At 27.5% G+C, this 19,740-nt stretch carries 21 protein-coding genes; 15 read left to right on the top strand and 6 right to left on the bottom strand.

All coding sequences use genetic code 11. The features are described 5' to 3' along the window. The first annotated feature begins 135 nt into the window (after positions 1-135). The 5 genes from tsaD to eutH all read left to right on the top strand — a co-directional run bounded on the left by tsaD (position 136) and on the right by eutH (position 5,641). The gene (gene tsaD, locus ACQZHJ_RS15130; RefSeq protein ID WP_430486375.1) at positions 136-1,155 is read left to right on the top strand and encodes a tRNA (adenosine(37)-N6)-threonylcarbamoyltransferase complex transferase subunit TsaD; all 1,020 of its coding nucleotides are present in this window, start codon (positions 136-138) and stop codon (positions 1,153-1,155) included. Between the two features lie 15 nt (positions 1,156-1,170). After that, on the top strand, positions 1,171-2,187 hold the full coding sequence (locus ACQZHJ_RS15125) for an alpha/beta hydrolase (protein ID WP_430486374.1): 1,017 nt from the start codon (positions 1,171-1,173) through the stop codon (positions 2,185-2,187). Between the two features lie 136 nt (positions 2,188-2,323). Next, positions 2,324-3,694 carry a S1C family serine protease gene (locus tag ACQZHJ_RS15120; RefSeq protein WP_430486373.1) on the top strand — a complete coding sequence of 457 codons (1,371 nt, stop codon included), beginning with the start codon at positions 2,324-2,326 and terminating at the stop codon, positions 3,692-3,694. Between the two features lie 297 nt (positions 3,695-3,991). Continuing rightward, complete coding sequence (locus ACQZHJ_RS15115; RefSeq protein WP_430486372.1) at positions 3,992-4,321, top strand: PTS sugar transporter subunit IIB; 330 nt, start codon at positions 3,992-3,994, stop codon at positions 4,319-4,321. A 204-nt stretch (positions 4,322-4,525) separates the two neighbouring features. Further along, entirely contained in the window at positions 4,526-5,641 is a 1,116-nt protein-coding gene (gene eutH, locus ACQZHJ_RS15110; RefSeq protein ID WP_430486371.1) for an ethanolamine utilization protein EutH, read from the top strand. Positions 5,642-5,683: 42 nt separating this feature from the next. Here eutH and ACQZHJ_RS15105 read toward each other — a convergent pair whose 3' ends face one another. Further along, positions 5,684-6,145 carry a hypothetical protein gene (locus tag ACQZHJ_RS15105; protein WP_430486370.1) on the bottom strand — a complete coding sequence of 154 codons (462 nt, stop codon included), beginning with the start codon at positions 6,143-6,145 and terminating at the stop codon, positions 5,684-5,686. Between the two features lie 82 nt (positions 6,146-6,227). Beyond that, positions 6,228-6,623 (bottom strand): hypothetical protein, encoded by a 396-nt coding sequence (locus ACQZHJ_RS15100; RefSeq protein WP_430486369.1) that lies wholly within the window; start codon positions 6,621-6,623, stop codon positions 6,228-6,230. A gap of 156 nt (positions 6,624-6,779) precedes the next feature. On the opposite strand from ACQZHJ_RS15100, the gene ACQZHJ_RS15095 reads away from it, so the two are divergent. Next, the gene (locus tag ACQZHJ_RS15095; RefSeq protein ID WP_430486368.1) at positions 6,780-7,337 is read left to right on the top strand and encodes a serine/threonine protein kinase; all 558 of its coding nucleotides are present in this window, start codon (positions 6,780-6,782) and stop codon (positions 7,335-7,337) included. An 80-nt stretch (positions 7,338-7,417) separates the two neighbouring features. Here the strand turns inward: ACQZHJ_RS15095 and ACQZHJ_RS15090 are convergent, their stop codons facing one another. Further along, positions 7,418-8,446 carry an FAD:protein FMN transferase gene (locus tag ACQZHJ_RS15090; protein WP_430486367.1) on the bottom strand — a complete coding sequence of 343 codons (1,029 nt, stop codon included), beginning with the start codon at positions 8,444-8,446 and terminating at the stop codon, positions 7,418-7,420. Positions 8,447-8,477: 31 nt separating this feature from the next. Next, positions 8,478-8,921, bottom strand: a complete 444-nt coding sequence (locus ACQZHJ_RS15085) for an FMN-binding protein (protein WP_430486366.1) — start codon at positions 8,919-8,921, stop codon at positions 8,478-8,480. A gap of 142 nt (positions 8,922-9,063) precedes the next feature. Here ACQZHJ_RS15085 and ACQZHJ_RS15080 point away from each other — a divergent pair, with 142 nt between their 5' ends. Then, positions 9,064-9,432 (top strand): NusG domain II-containing protein, encoded by a 369-nt coding sequence (locus tag ACQZHJ_RS15080; protein WP_430486365.1) that lies wholly within the window; start codon positions 9,064-9,066, stop codon positions 9,430-9,432. A gap of 18 nt (positions 9,433-9,450) precedes the next feature. Next, positions 9,451-9,978 (top strand): Gx transporter family protein, encoded by a 528-nt coding sequence (locus ACQZHJ_RS15075; protein WP_430486364.1) that lies wholly within the window; start codon positions 9,451-9,453, stop codon positions 9,976-9,978. Positions 9,979-10,050: 72 nt separating this feature from the next. Here ACQZHJ_RS15075 and ACQZHJ_RS15070 read toward each other — a convergent pair whose 3' ends face one another. Continuing rightward, the gene (locus ACQZHJ_RS15070; protein WP_430486363.1) at positions 10,051-11,193 is read right to left on the bottom strand and encodes a glycosyltransferase family 4 protein; all 1,143 of its coding nucleotides are present in this window, start codon (positions 11,191-11,193) and stop codon (positions 10,051-10,053) included. A gap of 127 nt (positions 11,194-11,320) precedes the next feature. Here ACQZHJ_RS15070 and ACQZHJ_RS15065 point away from each other — a divergent pair, with 127 nt between their 5' ends. The 3 genes from ACQZHJ_RS15065 to ACQZHJ_RS15055 are packed head-to-tail and all read left to right on the top strand — an operon-like array spanning position 11,321 to position 14,058. After that, positions 11,321-12,328 (top strand): CotS family spore coat protein, encoded by a 1,008-nt coding sequence (locus tag ACQZHJ_RS15065; RefSeq protein WP_430486362.1) that lies wholly within the window; start codon positions 11,321-11,323, stop codon positions 12,326-12,328. Between the two features lie 7 nt (positions 12,329-12,335). After that, on the top strand, positions 12,336-13,004 hold the full coding sequence (locus tag ACQZHJ_RS15060; RefSeq protein WP_430486361.1) for a hypothetical protein: 669 nt from the start codon (positions 12,336-12,338) through the stop codon (positions 13,002-13,004). 13 nt (positions 13,005-13,017) lie between these two features. Then, positions 13,018-14,058, top strand: a complete 1,041-nt coding sequence (locus ACQZHJ_RS15055) for a CotS family spore coat protein (RefSeq protein ID WP_430486360.1) — start codon at positions 13,018-13,020, stop codon at positions 14,056-14,058. A 38-nt stretch (positions 14,059-14,096) separates the two neighbouring features. Here the strand turns inward: ACQZHJ_RS15055 and ACQZHJ_RS15050 are convergent, their stop codons facing one another. Continuing rightward, the gene (locus ACQZHJ_RS15050; protein ID WP_430486359.1) at positions 14,097-15,218 is read right to left on the bottom strand and encodes a glycosyltransferase family 4 protein; all 1,122 of its coding nucleotides are present in this window, start codon (positions 15,216-15,218) and stop codon (positions 14,097-14,099) included. A 110-nt stretch (positions 15,219-15,328) separates the two neighbouring features. Here ACQZHJ_RS15050 and ACQZHJ_RS15045 point away from each other — a divergent pair, with 110 nt between their 5' ends. The 4 genes from ACQZHJ_RS15045 (at position 15,329) to ACQZHJ_RS15030 (ending at position 19,678) form a co-directional block, all read left to right on the top strand. After that, positions 15,329-16,333 (top strand): CotS family spore coat protein, encoded by a 1,005-nt coding sequence (locus tag ACQZHJ_RS15045; RefSeq protein ID WP_430486358.1) that lies wholly within the window; start codon positions 15,329-15,331, stop codon positions 16,331-16,333. Between the two features lie 120 nt (positions 16,334-16,453). Then, entirely contained in the window at positions 16,454-17,344 is an 891-nt protein-coding gene (gene yabG, locus ACQZHJ_RS15040) for a sporulation peptidase YabG (RefSeq protein ID WP_430486357.1), read from the top strand. A gap of 150 nt (positions 17,345-17,494) precedes the next feature. Next, the gene (locus ACQZHJ_RS15035) at positions 17,495-17,731 is read left to right on the top strand and encodes a Veg family protein (protein WP_430486356.1); all 237 of its coding nucleotides are present in this window, start codon (positions 17,495-17,497) and stop codon (positions 17,729-17,731) included. 384 nt (positions 17,732-18,115) lie between these two features. Continuing rightward, positions 18,116-19,678 (top strand): DUF3794 and LysM peptidoglycan-binding domain-containing protein, encoded by a 1,563-nt coding sequence (locus ACQZHJ_RS15030; protein WP_430486355.1) that lies wholly within the window; start codon positions 18,116-18,118, stop codon positions 19,676-19,678. Positions 19,679-19,740 lie beyond the last annotated feature (62 nt).

Genomic DNA, 19,740 nt, shown 5'->3' with positions numbered 1-19,740 from the left:
AGTTTTTTTTGAAGAAAAATATGTAAAAGCAAGAAATTCTAAGAAAATAAGAGTATTTTCTACATAATGTAATTTAATTAAAGGAGTATAATACTCTATGTTTACATATAAAATTTAAAAATACGAGGGATTAAAATGGATAGAAAAGTTATATTAGCAATAGAAAGTAGTTGTGATGAAACAGCAGCAGCTGTAGTAGTTAACGGTAGAGAAGTTTTATCAAACATAATTTCTTCTCAAATAGATACACATACAAAATTTGGTGGAGTTGTTCCAGAAGTAGCTTCAAGAAAGCATATAGAAGCTATAAATGCTGTAGTTCAAGAGGCTATAGAAGAGGCAGGAGTGACTTTTGATGACATAGATGCGATAGCAGTTACATATGGTCCAGGACTTGTTGGAGCTTTATTAGTAGGACTTCAATATGCAAAGGGATTAGCTTATTCATTAGATAAGCCCTTAATAGGAGTTAATCATATAGAAGGACATATAAGTGCAAACTTTATAGATCATAAAGATTTAGAGCCACCTTTTGCTTGTTTAGTGGTATCAGGAGGGCATACTTTTGTGGTTCATGTAGAGGATTATGGAAAGTATGAGATTATAGGAGAAACAAGAGATGATGCAGCTGGGGAAGCTTTTGATAAGGTTGCAAGAGCCGTTGGATTAGGATACCCAGGTGGTCCTAAAATAGATAAATTAGCTAAGGAAGGAAATAAAGATGCAATAAAATTCCCAAAGGCTAATTTTCATGATGATACTTTAGACTTTTCATTTAGTGGAGTTAAATCAGCAGTATTAAACTACCTAAATAAAATGGAAATGAAAAATGAAGAGATAAATAAGGCAGACGTAGTTGCTAGTTTCCAAAAGGCAGTTGTAGAAGTTTTAACTGATAATGCAATAAAAACTTGCAAGCTAAGAAAGGCAGATAAGATTGCTATAGCAGGGGGAGTTGCTTCAAATAGTGCTTTAAGAGAAAATCTTCTTAAAGAATGTGAAAAGAGAGGAATAAAGGTATTGTTCCCATCACCAATACTTTGTACAGACAATGCTGCTATGATAGGAAGTGCCGCATACTTTGAAATGATGAAGGGAAATAAATCAGAGATGAATCTTAATGCAAAACCTAATTTAAGATTAGGTGAAAGATAAGGGGCTGAATTATAAATGAAGTTTATTCCGTACTCAAATGGATTTCATAAGATGAACAGAAATATAGAAATAAAGCCTATGAGTATTATAAAAAATATATTTTTACTTATATTAATTTTAGTATTTATAGGATTTGCTTATCAAGGGATAGTAAATAAAATAGATAAAAGCAAGATTGAGCCAGAAAATAAGTATACAAGAATAGACAGTAAGAAGAATTATTTTAAATATGATGGTGAAAATAAGCCAACTATAATAATGGATTCAGATATTGGTTTGGATATGAATGCTTGGGAAAAAGAAGTGAAGCTTATTGAAGATGAATATGGATTTAAGACTTTTACTTATGATAGAGCTGGATATGGTTTTTCAGAACTGGGAAAACCAAAGACTGTTAAAGAACAAGCTCAGCATTTAAGGATGATTTTAAAAAAGGCTGGAATTAGTGGTCCATTTATACTTGTAGGTGAAGGTTATGGAGGATTAGTAATGTGTAATTTCGCAGAACTTTATCCTGAACTCGTTCAAGGTGTGGTACTAATAGATCCTATAAGTGAAGCGGCTTTAAATAATGAAGATTATATGAAACAATTCTCAAAACAAAAAATTAGCAGATTTGTTCAAAAATATGGATCATATTTTGGTTTAACATCAATTATGAATAAATTTGGTATGATAGATAATCCAATTGGATTGGATGAAAATCTAAGCAAAGAGCATTTAAATGCTTATAACATATTAAGAACAAAAAGTGATTATAATGGTGGATATTATAATGAACTAACAAATATTTTAAATCAAAGTAGTAATTCTCAAAAAGAAGGATTATTAAATGGGAAACCATTGAGCATAATAGTAAATAACAAGGCATTTGTAAATGAGCAAGAAAGCTTAAAGAAGCTTACTACAGAAGGAAAGGTTCAAATAATAAATGCTAAAAATTCTACTGATATAATTCCTTTAGAGAAGCCAGAATTACTTTTAGACAGTATAAAATTTATTCAAGATAATACTCCAGAAGAGGAAAAATAGAGTTTATAAAAATATATCCTAAGGCATGAATGAATATTAAATATGACATTGAACTGCCATAAATATGACATTGAAATGACACAAAAAATGGTTATTATAGACTCATGGAAATCGAATATTTAGGAGGGTATGTAAAATGAGTGATTTTAATAAAAATGATAATAATGACTACTTTGGATTTAATGATAAAAATAAAGAAAATTTAGTTTCAGATAAAGAGAAAAACAATACTGATGATGGAATCAAAATTGATGAAACTCAAGAGATTAACTTAGAGGGTGAAAAAGTTAATAATGAATCAATGGAAACTAAACAAGATAATCATAAAGTGAATGACAGCAATTATGAAGAAGTGAAATCTAATGATGAAATAAAAGAGAAAAAAGTACCTAAAGATAAACCTAAGAAAAAAGGTGGTTTTAAAAAGAAGTTAGGTCTAATAGCTGGAGCAGTAGTAATAGCTATGCTAGGCGGAGCAATGGGTGCTGGTGGAGTTTACTTTGCATTAAAGGATACTGGCGCTGTTGTAGGTGGCGAATCATCTTTAAATAAAACTTCAGCTGCGAATCCACCATCATTTAAAAATGAAGAGGGTGCACTAACAGTTCCTCAGGTTGTTGAAAAAGTTACACCTGCAGTAGTAGGAGTATCAACAAAGAGTTTAGTTAGAGATCAATTCTTCAACGTAAGAGAGCAAGAAGGATTAGGATCAGGTTTTATAATAAATGAAGAGGGATATGTTGTTACTAACTATCATGTTATTAAAGGGGCTCAAGAGGTTAAAGTAATATTCTATGATGGTAAAGAGGTTAACGCTAAGGTTGTTAACTATGATGCTGAAAGAGATATTGCAGTTATTAAAATAACTGATGATGTAAAAATGCCTGGAATAGCTCAGTTAGGTGATTCAGCAACAGTTAAATCAGGTGAAGAAGTAATTGCTATAGGAAATCCTTTAGGAAAAGAGTTTAGTTCAACTGTAACTAAAGGAGTAGTAAGTTCACCAAACAGAAAAATGAGTACAGAAAACGGAAATGTTTTAGATTATATACAAACAGATGCAGCAATTAACCCTGGTAACAGTGGTGAACCATTAATAAACTCAAAAGGGCAAGTTATTGGTGTAAATACTGCTAAAAAAGTTGGGGAAGATATAGAAGGTATTGGATTTGCAATTCCTATAAATGAAGTTAAAGATAGATTAACTTCATTATCAAAACCAATATTAAAACTTGGAATTCAAGCTAGAACAATAACTCCTGAAATAGCAAAAGAAAACAACCTTCAAGAAGGTGTTTATGTTGTAGGTGTTCAAGAGTTCAGTCCAGCTGAAAAAGCAGGATTAAGAAATGGTGATTTAATAGTTGAATTTGGCGGAGAAAAAATAAAAACTTTAGAAGAGTTAAATGAAGCTAAAGAAAAATATAATGATGGTGATTCAGTACCATTAGAAGTTATAAGAGATGGTAAGAAGATTAAATTAAATATAACTTTAGTAGCTAATTAGTAATAAAAGAACTCAGTTTTCTGAGTTCTTTTTATTTTAAGTAAAGTAGTTTAGCGCTATAATAAAAAAATTTAGCTACTATGATAAATAAAATGTAAAATTTTAAATAAAAACAAAAGATAATTCATATACTTAATTGTTAAATAAGCTTTTTAGCTATAAAATAGTTATAGAAGGCTTTTTAGTTTTAGAAAGGGGGAAGTATATTAGATTATATACTCAGAATATTGTAAGACTAAATATAGCTTTTAATATGGTAGAAATAAATAGGGTATTAATTCGTTGGGAGGATTAAAAATGAAAAATATAGTATTATTATGTACATCAGGAATGTCTACATCTTTACTTGTTTCAAAAATGAGAAAAGCAGCAAAGGAATTAAATTTTGATTGTTCCATAACTGCTATAGGTGAATGTGACTTAAGAAAGTATGAAAAAAAAGCAGATGTATTGTTACTAGGTCCTCAGGTTAAATATTTATCTAACAGATTGAGCAAAAAGTTTGAGGGAGAGTTTCCAGTAGGTCTTATAAATAGTTCTGATTATGGAACAATGAACGGAAAAAATGTTTTAAAGCAAGCTTTAGAATTAATGAATAATCAAGAGCTGGTAGTTAGCAATATATAAAAATTATATTTAAAATTAAGTTGTATTAGGTATAGATTTTAATAGCAAATTTAAATCTATTCTTAATACAACTTTTTATTTTTTCATAAGAATTTTACTATTTAGAATATAATTTAACAAATTGAAAACTTAGTTATGTATATATTGAATTGATATAGATAGTAAAATATACTAAAAAAATAGTAGTTTTTTGTGGGGGGCATTATGGATAAAGTAGTATTGAGCATAATAGCTATATTCTTTGTTATAAGTGGGTTTGATTACATAAATAATAATAAGCTAGGGCTTGGAGAAAAATTTAAAGAAGGAATGGGAGCTATGGGAGCTATAGCCATTTCTATGGTTGGTATATATTCATTTTCACCATTAATAGGAGAAGTTATAGGTAGACTACTTACGCCTATTGGGGAATTAATTGGTATAGACTCAGCAATATTTCCTTCTATGTTTTTAGCAATAGATATGGGAGCTTTAGGAATAGCTGAAAATATTTCTTCAAATATAGAAATGTATTGGATTTCTGGGGTAATAATAGCATCTACTTTAGGTGCAACCATAAGTTTTTCTATTCCATTAGCTTTAGGAATAATTGATGATAAGTATATTAAGGATTTATCTACAGGACTTTTATATGGAATTATGACAATTCCAGTAGCACCATTTTTAGCAGGAATATTTTTAGGGGTAAACATCAAGGTTTTGTTTATAAATATGTTACCCTTATTAATTTTTGTAGGAATACTTGTTTATGGGATGATTAAGTTTAAAGGGAAAACTATAAATGTTTTTGCAAAATTAGGAAAGGTGATTCAGGTAGTAAGTATAGTTGGATTATTAATTTTAGGTTTTTGCGAAATTATAGGTATTGAAAGCATAGGACTTATACTACCAATAGATGAAGGCCTAAGTGTAGTTGGAAAAATTGCTATATTTTTAGGAGGTGCATATCCTCTTATAAATTTAATAACTATTAAGTTTTCTAAATCTCTAAGTAAAATTGGAAATAAGATAAATTTAGATGAATATTCAATAGCTGCTTTTTTAGGAACACTTGCATCAAACATAATATTATTTCAAAGCTTTGATAAGATGAAATCACGAGGAAGAATTGCATTAACTGCATTTAGTGTTAGTGGTGCTTTTGTAATAGGTGGTCAATTAGGGTTTGTATCATTAAAAACACCAGAAATAATAAATATTTATATATTAACTAAATTAATATCTGGGTTCTCAGCCTTATTATTAGCATTATTTTTAAATAAAGAATCAAAAGATCTTATTGATAATGAAAATGAAATTAATATTAATTTGGTTAAATAGTAAAAAAATACTGCTAAACTAATGTTAGCAGTATTTTTTTATTTATTTGGATTTACAATTTTCTAATCTTTTTGCAGCTTCAGGATAGCAATGTTTAAGCTCTTTGAAAGCTTCTTTGTCGCCTTTAGCTATTAAGAATAATAAAACTAATAAATAAGAATTTTCAATAGATGATTCATCTTCAAGAGAATTTTTTAATTTTATATGATTTCCAACATCACCTATAACAGTTTTGCTTTTGCTTTTATTCTTAACATAAGATTTCTCAGTTTCTATTTCTGATTGAGATTGAGTGTTTTTTTGATGCTGGTTTTGTTCTTGATCTTGATGTTGAGCTTGTAATTGAGCTTGAAGTTGTTCTTGAAGTTGAGCTTGCTCTTGAAGTTGTTTTTGAATTTGTTCTTGAACTTGAGCTTGAGCTTGCAATTGTATTTGTATATCATTTAATATTTTTATTACATTATTAATGTATTCGCAACAATCATTTTGATAATAATCTTTCATATAAACCTCCGAAATTTTATCCTATTACTAGAATATAATAGACATAATACATATTATGAAAAATATAGAAAAAAGTTCAATATTAATTTGTATCTGGAGTAAATTCTTTTAATTTTGAAACTATCTCACTAAAATCTTCCTTATCATAAAGATCATTTTTTTCTATTAGTAGCAAGATTAATCCAATTATTGGTGCTATATCTATACTAACTGCAATTTTATTACCAACATCTCCTATTTCGACTTTGGATGAGTTTTTATTATCTGTTTCTGATTCAAAGTTACCTTCTGGAATTAAGCAAGAATGTATAACGGATGTTAATTCATCTAATTGCTCTTCAAGTTTTCTTTGATTTTCTTCATACTCTATTTGTTGATTTTTTAGTGTCAATACGACTTTATATAGGCTTTTTCTTAATGACTGAATTTCAAAATATAAATCCGAATTATTATTTATGGTTTCATCAAAATAAGTCATAATAGTTCTCCTAATGAAGATATTACTTATATTTACAATATATGTAATAATTATTTAAAAGTGAAAAAATGATTAAGATTTAAATAACATATTAATGTAGCATAAGAGAGAAAGAAACATATAATAAATTATGTAAATCTTAAAGGCGGGTTGATTATGAAATTATATTGTGGAATAAATGTTGATAAATTGAAGCTTATTGGCGAGGGAACTCAAGGGAAGGTTTATCTTTTAACACCTAATAAAGTTATAAAGGTATTTAAGAAGAAAAAATCTTGTAAGGATCAATTAGATATATTGCTAAATGGGCAGAAGAGTAAGTTTTTCACAACTATTTATGATTATGATGAAGATTCTATTATAATGGAATTTTTGCCTGGAGAGGATTTAAAAAAATATTTAAAAAAGAATAAGTTAACAAAAGAAATTGCTTTGCAATTAGTTGAGATATTTAGAGACTTTAAAATGCTTGGATTTAAAAGAGTAGATATTAGATTGTTGCATATTTTTTTACAACCTGATAAGTCATTAAAAGTCATTGATCCAAGAAAAAGTTATATTAGAGAAACATCTTATCCAAAATCAATGTTGAGAGGTTTGGATAAGTTAAATATGCTAGAGGATTTTTGGAATTTTATAAAAGAAAAATATCCTAATGAATACTCTGAATGGAAATACAAATTTGATAAAAAATTAGAGTTTGACAAGAAATAAAAGTTTATTAAGAAGGTTTTTAGGAAACTGTGAAGAAAGGTGGCTATTAAATTTAAGCCACCTTTTATTTAATAAAAAATTTATTCTATTAACTTGAATGAGTTATCAATTAAATTAAAATTTGATTTTATATTTGAACTTAGAAAAACTTCTTTGTCAGTAGTTACAAAAATAGCATCTACATTTTCTAATGATTCAATAAGTTTTAATCCTTCAGAAAATCCAAGAGCGAAAACAGCTGTTGATAGTGCATCACCATCTAGTGATTTATCTGAAATTATAGTCACAGAGGATAAATCATTGTTAAATGGATAACCAGTTTTAGGATTTAAAATATGATGATATTTTACACCATCTTCTTCAAAAAATCTTTCATATATTCCAGAGGTTACGATAGATTTATTTGAAATTTCTAATGTACCTAAAGGGACACCACGATTTTCAAATGGATTTTGAATTCCAATATTCCAAGGCGCTTTATTAGATTTTTCTCCTAAGGCAAATATATTTCCACCCAAATCAATAATAGCCTTCTCTACACCTTCTTCTATTAATATATTACATATAATATCGGCTATGTAGCCTTTAGCTATTCCACCTAAGTCAATAATCATATCTTCTTTTTCTAGATAAACACTTGAGTTAGAACTATCTAATATTATGTTATTAAAATTTATTAGTTTTATTGTAGAATTTATTTCAGTTTCTGTAGGCACTTTAGCATTTGCTGTTCCTATATCCCAAAGTTGAACTAATGGACCTATGGTTATATCAAAATATCCATTTGATAGTTCGGATATTTCAATAGATTTTTCTATTATGTTAAAAGTTGACTCACTAACTTTTACAGGTTTAATACCAGCATTATTATTTATTTCATTAATTTCTGAAGTTGTAATATTAAGACTAAGTTGTTTTTCTATTTTACTTATTTCATTAAAAATTTTTTGAAAGATTTTTTCATCAGTTTTATCATATAGAGTTAAATTAACTAATGTACCCATAAAGAAATTTGATTGACTTACAGGTTCTTTATTAGTGGTACAAGCTTTTAAATTAAAAGTTAAAATTAATAATAATAATATAATTATATTTCTTAAGTAGACCATTTTACCCTCCCGGAAGTAAGATTATTTATGTTTAATCAACAAGAGCTGCCTCAGTTACTCCTTCTTTAGCATTTTCTAAAACTTTTTCTGCTAAAGTTTTAAATTGTTCAGATGATCCAGTTGCACCGGTTACTACATCAATTTCTGCGGATTGAGCTTTTACTAAAGCTTCTTCTAGTTGAGGTTCGAAATCAGCAGGGCCAATACCAGAGACCTCAGTCATTTTTGTATTATAACCTTCATCATTACGTTTAAGTTCGTTTGTCTCAGCACTAAACTCATTATAATTAGCTTCTGTTATTTTTCCATCTTCAACTTTTATGCTAAGTTTGGCTTTATATCCATGGTCATCAGCATTTTTAGTTTCTACTGAATAACTACCATCCTTAAATTCAGAAGTGCTAGTTGAGCCACAGGCTACCAAATTACTAAGTGCAAAAAGAGAAAGAGCTATAACAAAAAACTTTTTTTTCATAAAAAATCCTCCTAAAGATTTAAATTACTATAAATATACTTTCAAATAAAGAAAACATTCCTCAAATGAAAAAATAATAAATTAAAGTTTTTAAACATATATACATAATAAAGAAATAGTTATTAGATTGGAGTAAATAATTATGAAAAAATGGGACATAGTAATTATTATTTTTTTAATTATTTTATCTATTTTACCAATAGCTTTAATTTTTAATAAAGTTGAAGACTCTGGTGAGAAAGAAGTTCTTATAAGTGTTGATGGAAAAGAATATAGTAGATTTTTATTAAGTGATGAGGAAAGAGAAATATTAATTGAAAATGGGGGGAGGGTAAATGTGATTCACATAAGAGGCGAAAGTGTGCTTATGAAAAATACAGATTGCCCAGATAGATTATGCACTAAAAAAGGAGAAATAAGAAAAATAGGAGAAAGTATAGTATGTCTTCCTAATAAAATTTTTATAGAGATAATAGGAAGTTCTGAAGAGGACATTATTATGTCTTATTAAAAGAGGGAGGGATTGGTTGTGGAAATAAGAAGGCTTATTTATATAGGTGTTTTAGTGGCACAGGCTTTAGTTTTATATATTTTTGAAAGTATGATACCAGCTCCATTTATAACTCCAGGAGCAAAATTAGGCTTGGCTAATTTGATTATTGTTATTGGCATTTATACATTAGATAACTATAAGGAATGCATAATATTAATTTTTTTAAAGTTAATATTATCTACGTTATTAATGGGGTCAATATCTACTTTTATTTTTGGCTTAGGAGGAACTGTATTAAGCTTTATTTCTATGATTTTTGTAAAAAATATATTAAAGGATAAGGTGTCAGCCATTGGAGTAAGTACTGTTGGAGGCGTTTTTCATAATGTAGGACAACTTTTGGTAGCATCTTTAATAATTAAAAATATAGGTTTAATGTCTTACTTACCTTTTCTTTCTATAGCTGGAATTGGTACAGGTATATTTATAGGTGTTACCGCTAATTATTTATTAAAACATATGAAAAGAATAAATAGTTTTAGTGCTAGTAAAAATATATTTTAAATTATGATCTGTTTTAAGTGAGTGTTGATTTCTAAATATATCTAGAAATCAACACTGGTTAAAATATAGCCTTTAAATTAAATTGGTAGTTTTAGATATTTCAATAACTTTTTTATATACATCTAAAGTGTTTTCAGCTGTTTTTCTCCAAGTAAATTCTTTACTTCTTTCATAGCAAAGGCTTTCTATTCTATTTCTTAAGTTTTCATCATTAAGTAAATTTTCTATTCTTAAGGCTAATTCACTCTTATTATTAGGATCTACTAAAACTTCTTTAAAAGGAACTACCTCGGGTATAGAAGTGATATTAGATGTTACTACGGCAGTTTTACAGCTAATGGCTTCTAATGGAGGAAGTCCAAAACCTTCATATAGTGAAGGATAAACAAATAAGTCTGTAGCATTATAGAGAGTTGGAAGATATTCATCCTCTATAAATCCAGTAAAGATAACTTTATCGGCAATAGGAAGACTTTCAGTATAAGCTTTTAGTCTAAGACCTTCATCTCTTAGCCCTCCAACTATGAGAAGTTTATAGTAAGGATTAATATTTTTATGGATTTCATTAAAAGCATCAACTAGTCCTTTAACATTTTTTCTTAAGCTAAAACCACCAATATACATAATAAAGTGACCACTAAAGTTAAATCTATTATTTACATCAAATAGGCACTTTTCTTTATCAAGTGGTTTAAAGCTTTCATTAGCAGCTAGTGGAGTTACAAAGATATTTTCGGCAGGAAAATGTGGGAAAAATCTTAAAATATCTTTTTTTGAGTATTCAGATACTGTTACTATGCCTGTTGAATTATCTATTATTTCTGGCATACTCTGTAGAAATTTTTTTAAGTAACCTTTACCAACTGTTTCAGGAAGTATATAAGGAATTAAATCATGAATAGTAACAAGTTTACCATATTTCCCATCAGAATTTAATCCAATTCCGTTTTGAGGAAGATGGAGTAAATCAATATTTTCGTTTATTCCATAAGAGGGAATATAATAATCCTCAAAAAATCTCTGATGTTTTCTAGAAGACATGATAAGTTTTGTATTAGGCAAATCAAACTCTTCTATTTTTTCACCAGAGCAAATTAAATCAAAAAATGAATTTTTATCTATTTCTAATATGTTTTTTAATAAATTATAAGTATAAGTTCCAATTCCAGTTCCTCTGTACCAAGTTGCTCCTCTCGCATCTATTAATGTACGCATAATAAGTCTCCACTCCTTAGAAAATAATCACTATAATTAATAATATTAATAAATAATATAAAATGTGCATGTAACAAGAATAATTTAAGAAACATATACTAATTAAAAAGACAAAATAGGAGGACGTATGAAGCAAGATTATATAGAAAATAATATTTTTCTTAATTATGGTCTGAAATGCAAAGAGGTAATTAAAATAAAAAACACATATAAGATAATAACTGATGATGAGGAATATTGTTTAAAAGTAATTAAATATCAATATCCTCATTTTTATTTTATAGTTTCTGCACAAAAACATTTAATTAACAGAGGATTTAAAGGCATTCCTAAAATAATAAGTACATTACAAGGAAAGGACTATATATCTTTAGAAGATAAGTTTGCTTATTTAACACCCTGGGTTAAGTGTAGGGAATGTGATTATAAAAAAATAGAGGATTTAAAATTAGCTGCTGAAAAGCTTAGTGAACTACATAATTGTAGTGAGGGGTTTGCTATAAGTAAGGAATTAAGACCAAGGATAGGATGGGGAACTTGGTATAGGACATTTGAAACAAGAGGGGAAGAAATATTAGATTTTAAGAAGCGTATTAGTCAAAAGGCGTATAAATCAGAATTCGATAATTTGTATCTTTCCGTAATGGATGAAGAGTTGAATAGAGTATATAAATCTTTAGAAAATATAAAAGAGAGTAAATATTTTTCGTACATGAGAAATGAAGTTAGAAAGCTTGGATTTTGTCATCATGATTTTGCAGATCATAATGTTTTGGTTTTAGAAAATGGAGATCTAAATATAATAGATTTTGATTATTGTATATTGGACTCTCATTTACATGATTTAAGTAGTATTTGTGTAAGGTCTATGAAGGAAGGAATGTGGAGCTTAGAAATATTCCAAAAAATTATTGATAGTTATACAAAAAATAAAGAGGTAATAAATGATGAATTACCGATTATGTCTGCATTTATTGAATTCCCTCAAGCTTATTGGCAATTAGGATTGCAGTATTATTGGGAGCAACAACCTTGGGAGGAGGAACGTTTTTTATCAAAATTAACTAAATATATAAAGGATAGAGAATTGAGACAAGAGTTTGTTGATGAATTAAGCAATTTTACTTTGAGGTGAGTTAAGTTTGAATGAAGAGGTTAAATCCTTTCTAGAAAAAAATAGAATAGAGTTAATTAAAAATAAGCCTATAATAAATGAAAAGATAGATGCAAAATATTATATAGAAAATTTAAGTAGAGTACATGAAATTTTTATAGGTGATAACAATTCTATAAGATTTAAATTTCCAAACAATACATGGCGATTATTTCAGAATTTTAAGCTTTGGAGTAATAGAACTTCTAGAATTGAGTATAACAATGATATTTTTACTCTAATTAGTAGTGAGGCTAAGGAGAGTATAGGGATAATAGAAAATATGGATTACAAGAATTTAATAAGAAGAGCTATGGACAGAAATGAAGTGTGCATAAAAAGAATCTATTTTGGGTTAAAAGAATATGATTATAGAATTAAGATTTTAAAATCAGAAAAGATAGCATTTGGAATGGTTGAAGATGATTATTATGAGTATTTTAAAAGACTTAAGGGAAATAGCGATATAGATTTGAATGAATTAATATTATTTGCATTAGAATGTGAAGGGTTAGGAGAGGAGAGTTACGCTTATATAAAAGCACTACTTATTTATCCTCATAATTCGATGAAGTATTTGCAAAATGTTTATGTAAAAGGAACAGAAATAGACTTTGATAAATTGATAAGATTGGCAAAAAAGGATTTTTTAATATAAAGGGGAGAGGTATATGAGCAAAGTTAGATATAAGGATGAAAAATATTTGTGCAGATATGATTTAGACATAAAGCTTTTTGAGGAATTAGGAATTAATATTGAAGATTTAAGACCGAATAGGAATGTATTCATATTGGATACAAAACAAGGGAAAAAAATATTGAAAATAATAAATTATAATGATGAGAGATTGAGCTTTATTGTAAATGCTACAGAATATTTAAGAAAAAGTTATGATGGTATATTAAATATAAATAAACTTCCTAATGGAGGAAATAAGATTACTTGGAAAGAAAAAGATTATATACTATTAGACTATTTTGAGGGAACAGAATTTAATATCGCAAATCCTGTTGAATTAGATATTATAGCAGAATCAGTAGCTAAATTGCATAATGCTGGAGTTGGAATATGGGATACAGTTTCAGAAGAAGTTGTTGAAAAGAATAGTGAGTTACACAAGCTTAAAAATTATTTTTTTCAAAGTAAGTTGGATTTAGAAGAATTGAAAAGTAGGGTCTTAAGATATAAATATAGAAATGAATTTGACAAGATGTTTTTAAATGAAGTAGATTATCATATAAGCGATGTTGAAATTTGTATAGAAGAGCTTGAAAAGAGTAAATATCATGAGTTATGTAATGATAAAAGCAAAATCACCTTATGTCATAATGATTTAGCATATCATAATATTCTTTTTAATGATGGAAAGGTAAGTTTTATAGATTTTGATTACTGCAATATAAATTTAAGGGTAATAGATTTTTGTAACTTTATGATTAAAAGTATAAAAAGATTTGGTTTTAGCTTAGAAATGTGTGATTCAATAATTTCTAAATATGATTCATTAAATAAATTATCAGATAGTGAAAAGGAGTTTATGTATATTTATCTTAGATTTCCTCATGATTTCTATACTATATCAATGCAATATTATTATAAGTTAAAAGATTGGAAGTACGAATCTTTCTTAAATAAGTTTGAAAAGAAAATTGAGTACACCAAGGAAAAAGAATTACTACTGGAGCATTTAAAAAAATTATATGTGAATTAAATAAAAGGGATAGTTATTTTTTATAACTATCCCTTTTATTATGATGAAATATTTTTATAGGCTTCTAAGGTATTATAGGCTGTCTTTTTCCAGTTAAATTTACTAGAGTGAGTTAAACCTTTATAGCTTAAAAATGAATAATATTTTTCATCATTTAGAAGTAATAATATACTTTCTTTAATTTCATCTATATCCTTTGGATTAGTTAAAATTGCAGCATCTTCACAAACCTCTGGAATAGATGTGATATTAGAAGCTATTACAGGCGTTCCACAAGCCATGCATTCTATTGGAGGTAAACCAAATCCTTCGTAAAATGAAGGGTATACTAGAGCTTTAGAAGCATTATAAAATACAGGCATATCTTCAATTGGTATAAAACCTGTAAATATTACTGAAGAACATAGGTTAAGTTCTTCAACTCTTTTTTTATAAATTTCATAAGAAGGTCCTTTAGTTCCTATTATTACTAAATTTAAAGGCTTATTATATGAAGTTTTTACAAGACTAAATGCATCTATAAGTCCAAGTATATTTTTTCTAGGACTAAATCCGCCTACATATAAAAGAAAATCATTTTCTATATTATATTTAGTTTTTAAGTAAGAAAAACAATATGATTTATCAAGTGGTTTATATATTTCTTCAGCGGCCAAATGCGTCACAAATATTTTTTCTTTTGGATATGAAAAAGTTTTGCTTATATCTTCTTTTGAGTAATTAGAAACTGTTACTATACCATCTGAATTATCTAGAATAGATTTTATGTTTGAGTGGAATATTTTTAAAAAGGTATCACTTACTGTTTCAGGCATTTTCATAGGAATAATATCATGAAGAGTTATTACTGTCTTTATTCCATTAGGTTTAGATAAGCCTATACCATTTTGAGGAATATGATATATATCTCCTAAAATATTTTGGGATGGATTTGGAGTGTTTATAAATTTCCAAAAGTTTTTTTCATCATTTGTATTAGAGGGTAGGTATTTAAAATTATTTTTTTCTGAAAGATTAAGAGCAGAATTTTTAGGAGTAAGTATATTATATTCGTTAAGAAAATCTATTTGATATAAGTTGTTTATTATTTGATAAGTATAGTTTCCAATACCTGTGCCACGATAGAGTGTAGCGGCTCTTCCATCAATACAAATTTTCATAGCTAAATCCTTTCAGTATAAAGATATATTATTATTATATTTCTATGTAGAATAAAGTGTTAATAAAACAAGAGATTACGACATATAAATATGGTAGGGGGTGAATAGATATGATGAGAGAATTTGAAGTTGAAAGGCAATTTAATATAAAAATTGAAAAAATAAAGCCAAACAAAGGCGTATATTATTTGAAGACCAATAAAGGTGAGAGATGTCTAAAAAAAATAAATTATGGAACACAAAAATTGCTTTTTGTTAATGGTGCAAAAGAACACTTAGCTCAAAATGGATTTGAAAATATAGATAGATATTTTTTAAATATAGAAGATGAACCATATGCTTTGGTTAATGAGGATCTATATACTTTATCAAACTGGATAAAAGGAAGAGAGTGTGATTTTACAAATATTGAAGAGGTCAAGCTAGCAGCAAAAAAATTAGCTGAATTACATGAAGCTAGCAAAGGTTATGATCCACCAGAAAACTCAAAACTTAAAACAGATATAGGAAGATGGCCACATTTGATGGAAAAGAGAGGAAAAGCTCTAGAAAAAATGAGAGGAATGGCTAGAAAGAAAAATATAAAAAAGGAATTTGACTTAATTTATATAACAAATGTTGATTTCTACAAAGAATTAGCTATAAGGGCGACAAATGTGCTAAATGATTCTAAATATATGGAGCTTTGTGATGTAGCTGAAGATCAAAAGGTATTTTGTCACCATGATTATACTTATCACAATATAATTATTGGAGAGAATGAAGAAATATATATAATAGATTTTGACTATTGTAAAAGGGAAATAAGAACATATGATATAGCTAATTTCATAAAAAAAGTTTTAAAGAAAGTAGATTGGAATATAGAATTTGCAGAAGCAATAATTGATGCATATAATTCAATATCTCCATTAAAGGATGAAGAGTATAAAGTTTTATTTGCATACCTTTTATTCCCTCAAAGATTTTGGAGATTAGCGAATAGATATTACTATAATGAAGTAATATGGGGACAGAATATTTTTACTAATAAGATAAACAACATAATTAATGAGAAAGAAAGTTATATGAAGTTTATTGAAGATTTTAAAAGTAAATATAATCAAATAGGATAAAAGATTGCTTAGGTGTCTAGAAATAGGCACCATTTTTTATTGTAAGATACTTCTAATCTCACAATTGGCACTAAAAAATCATATGATGATACTACAATTATATAAATTAGGAGAAAACATATGAAAGTTGGAGATTTAGTAGTAAGAAAATCTTATAGTAAAGACATAACCTTTAAAATTATAGATATAAAAGAATATGATGGTAAATTAGTATATATTTTAAAAGGACTTCATATAAGAATTATTGCAGATTCTAAAGAAGAAGATTTAGAAAAAGTTGATGATAGTTTTGCTGGTGATAAGGACAAAACATTTGATTCAAAGGTAAATGAGGTTATACAAAAAGTTCTATTAAATAGAGATAAACAGGGAAATGTTGATATGTTTAGGCATGAAAGCTTTGAACGAAAGGATTCAAGTGATAAAGAATTGATTTTTGGTAGACCTGGAAGGATACTTCATGTAGATGGAGATTCTGTTTATATGGAGACTTGCTTAAAGGTTTATAAGCAGCTACATTTGAATGCAATAGGAGTAGCTATACCAGAAAAAGAGCAGCCACAAAAAATATTAGCTTTAGTAAAGGAATATAATCCAGATATAGTTGTTTTAACTGGTCATGATGGGGTTGTTAAGGATTCAAAAGGTATGCTAGATTTAAATAATTATAGAAATTCAAAATATTTTATAGAGTCAGTAAAAACTTTGAGAAGCTATAATTCTAGTTATGATGAGTTAGTAATATTTGCAGGAGCTTGTCAGTCTTGTTATGAAAATATTTTAGAGGCAGGAGCTAATTTTGCAAGTTCACCTAATAGAGTATTGATACATTGTTTAGATCCTGTTTTAGTATGTGAAAGAATAGCATATACAAGGATTGACGCAATTGTATCTATCAAAGATGTTATAGAAAATACTATAACTGGGATAAAAGGAATAGGAGGCCTTCAAACTAGAGGAAAATATAGAGAAGGATATCCTAAATCACCATATATAAATGAACAAGAATAAATTTTAAGTTTTTTGTTAATAATATATTTGGATGTTTTATTTTTGGTATATTTTTATTGACAAGAACAGGTTTTATATAGTAAAATATTTTGTTTATTGAAAAAACATCCTTTTTAGTGTATAATATATAATAAGAAAGAGGGTGTTAAAATGAGTACCAGACTTACATTGAATTCCATCAGAAAAAACATTGAAGACCACGTAGGTGAAAAAGTTAAGCTAAGAGCTAATGGTGGAAGAAAAAAGATTTTGGAAAATGAAGGAATACTAGAAAGTGTTCACCCAAGTATTTTTGTAGTTAGATTACAAAAAGACACCCAGAGGAAAGTGACATACAGTTATTCAGATGTACTTACAAAAACGGTTCAGCTAGATTTTGTTGGTTAAATAGAAAAGCTAACTAATTAATTTTTTTATTAATTAGTTAGCTTTTTTATTTAAATTATTTTATTGTAAAAAAAAGAAAGATGGTGGGTTTCCATCTTTCAACTATGGTATAAAAGGGTATTGAGAATTTATGAGAGGTTATATGGTCAATAACCATCTTTATAATACGACATATTTTTCATGGTGTCAACACTTTTTATAAAAAAATGTCGAAAAAAATAAGATTTTTTTTAATTTCACTTGAAAATATTATGTAAACGTTTATAAAATAGGTAAAATATTAAATATTTAAATAAATTTAATTAAAGTAATTTATAGAAGAATTATCATAATCATAACGACATACATATATATTATAGTAGTAGATTATCTAGGAGGGATAAAATGGTCAATTTAGATATTATAAAAGAAAGTCTTGGGTTTGAGAAAATATTAAATGAAAACTCATCAGATATACCATTTAAAGAAGAATACTTAATACCAGACACTCAGCCAGATGTTTATGATATTCTTTCAGTAGACTCTAATGTTTATGTTTATAATAGGGAAGTTCAAAATGAAAGAATACTATTAGAATACTTAGTTGAGTGTAATGTTATGTACTTAGCAAGGGAAGAAGAAGGATTAGGTATAAATAGCGTTGTTTATAAAGAAAAAAACTCTAGCTTTATTGATATAGCTGGTGCTGAACATAGTATGATGTGCGATATGGAATGCAATTTAGAACATATCAATGCGAACATAATCAACGAAAGAAAGATAAAAATAGAAGGAAAACTTAAAACTAAATATAAAGTCTATAAAGAAGAAAAGATAGAATTTATAAAAGATTTAGATGGTTTAGGTGATCTTCAAATTAAAAAGAAACCTGAAAATATAGAAAAGACTATAACTAATATGGTTTGCCCTATGAATGGACAGGCAGCTATAAATATAGGTATGGATAAACCTCAAATAGGTAAAATAATAAAATGTGGATATATGATACACAAGCAGGAGATTAAACTTGGTGAAGATAAAATACAAGCATCTTGTTTAGTTAAAATAAATGCTATGTATAGAGCTTATGATTCAAGAGAAGTAATTTGTTTAGAAGAAGATTTATATCTAACATCTGAAGAAGAAGCTATAGGTATAAATTCAGATATGAACTGTAGTGGTTATTTTGAAATAAAGGATCATAGTGCAAGAATTTCACAAAATGATTTAGGCGAAAGTAGAGTAATAGATGTAGAACTTTCAATAAATGCAAATGTTAAAGTATCTAAGGTTGAGGTAATAGAAACTATAGAGGATTTTTATTCTCCAACATTAAACATTAATCCTTTAAGAGGAAATTGTAAAATTAACATGGGTGTTGATGAGAATTCAAATGAGTTTATAGTTAAAGGAAATATAGGATTAGCTAATGATTCAAATGATGCTATACAAGTTGTTGATTGTGCTGGACATTTAGCAGATATGGAAAGTTACTTTGAAAACTCTAAAGTAACGATTAAAGGTAATGTAGAAGTAGAATCAATCTATAAAACTACTGATGAAGAAAAATCATTAGGTAAAACAAATGGAGTAATTCCTTTTGAAGTAACTTTAGACATGCCAGAGGGACAAAATGGTATGGTGTTTGATATTAAAGCTAATATAGAAGAATTAACAGGAAATATAGAAGCAAATACTATAGCAATTAAAGCTATACTTTATTGCCATGCTAAATGCTCAGATATGTTTGACAAAGAGTATGTTGAAGATATAGAGCAAACAGAAGGTGCGGTTGATAAGAAAGCTTCAGTTACTATATATACAGTTCAAGATGGAGATACTCTTTGGAGTTTAGCTAAAAAATATAAAACAACTGTTGATGATTTAGTTAAGTTAAATGATATTGAAGATGGAGAAAATATATATGCAGGAGACAAACTTATGATTCCTGGACGTGCAGTAATATAGTCAAAAAGAGTTTTATAACTTTAGAGTTATAAAACTCTTTTTTTATAATTAATATGAATAAA

It is taken from the genome of Clostridium sp. B9, assembly GCF_050509515.1.
Classification (GTDB): Bacteria; Bacillota; Clostridia; order Clostridiales; family Clostridiaceae; genus Sarcina.
Note: the sequence above shows the minus strand (reverse complement) of the source record. Positions and strands in the feature narration are given on the sequence as shown.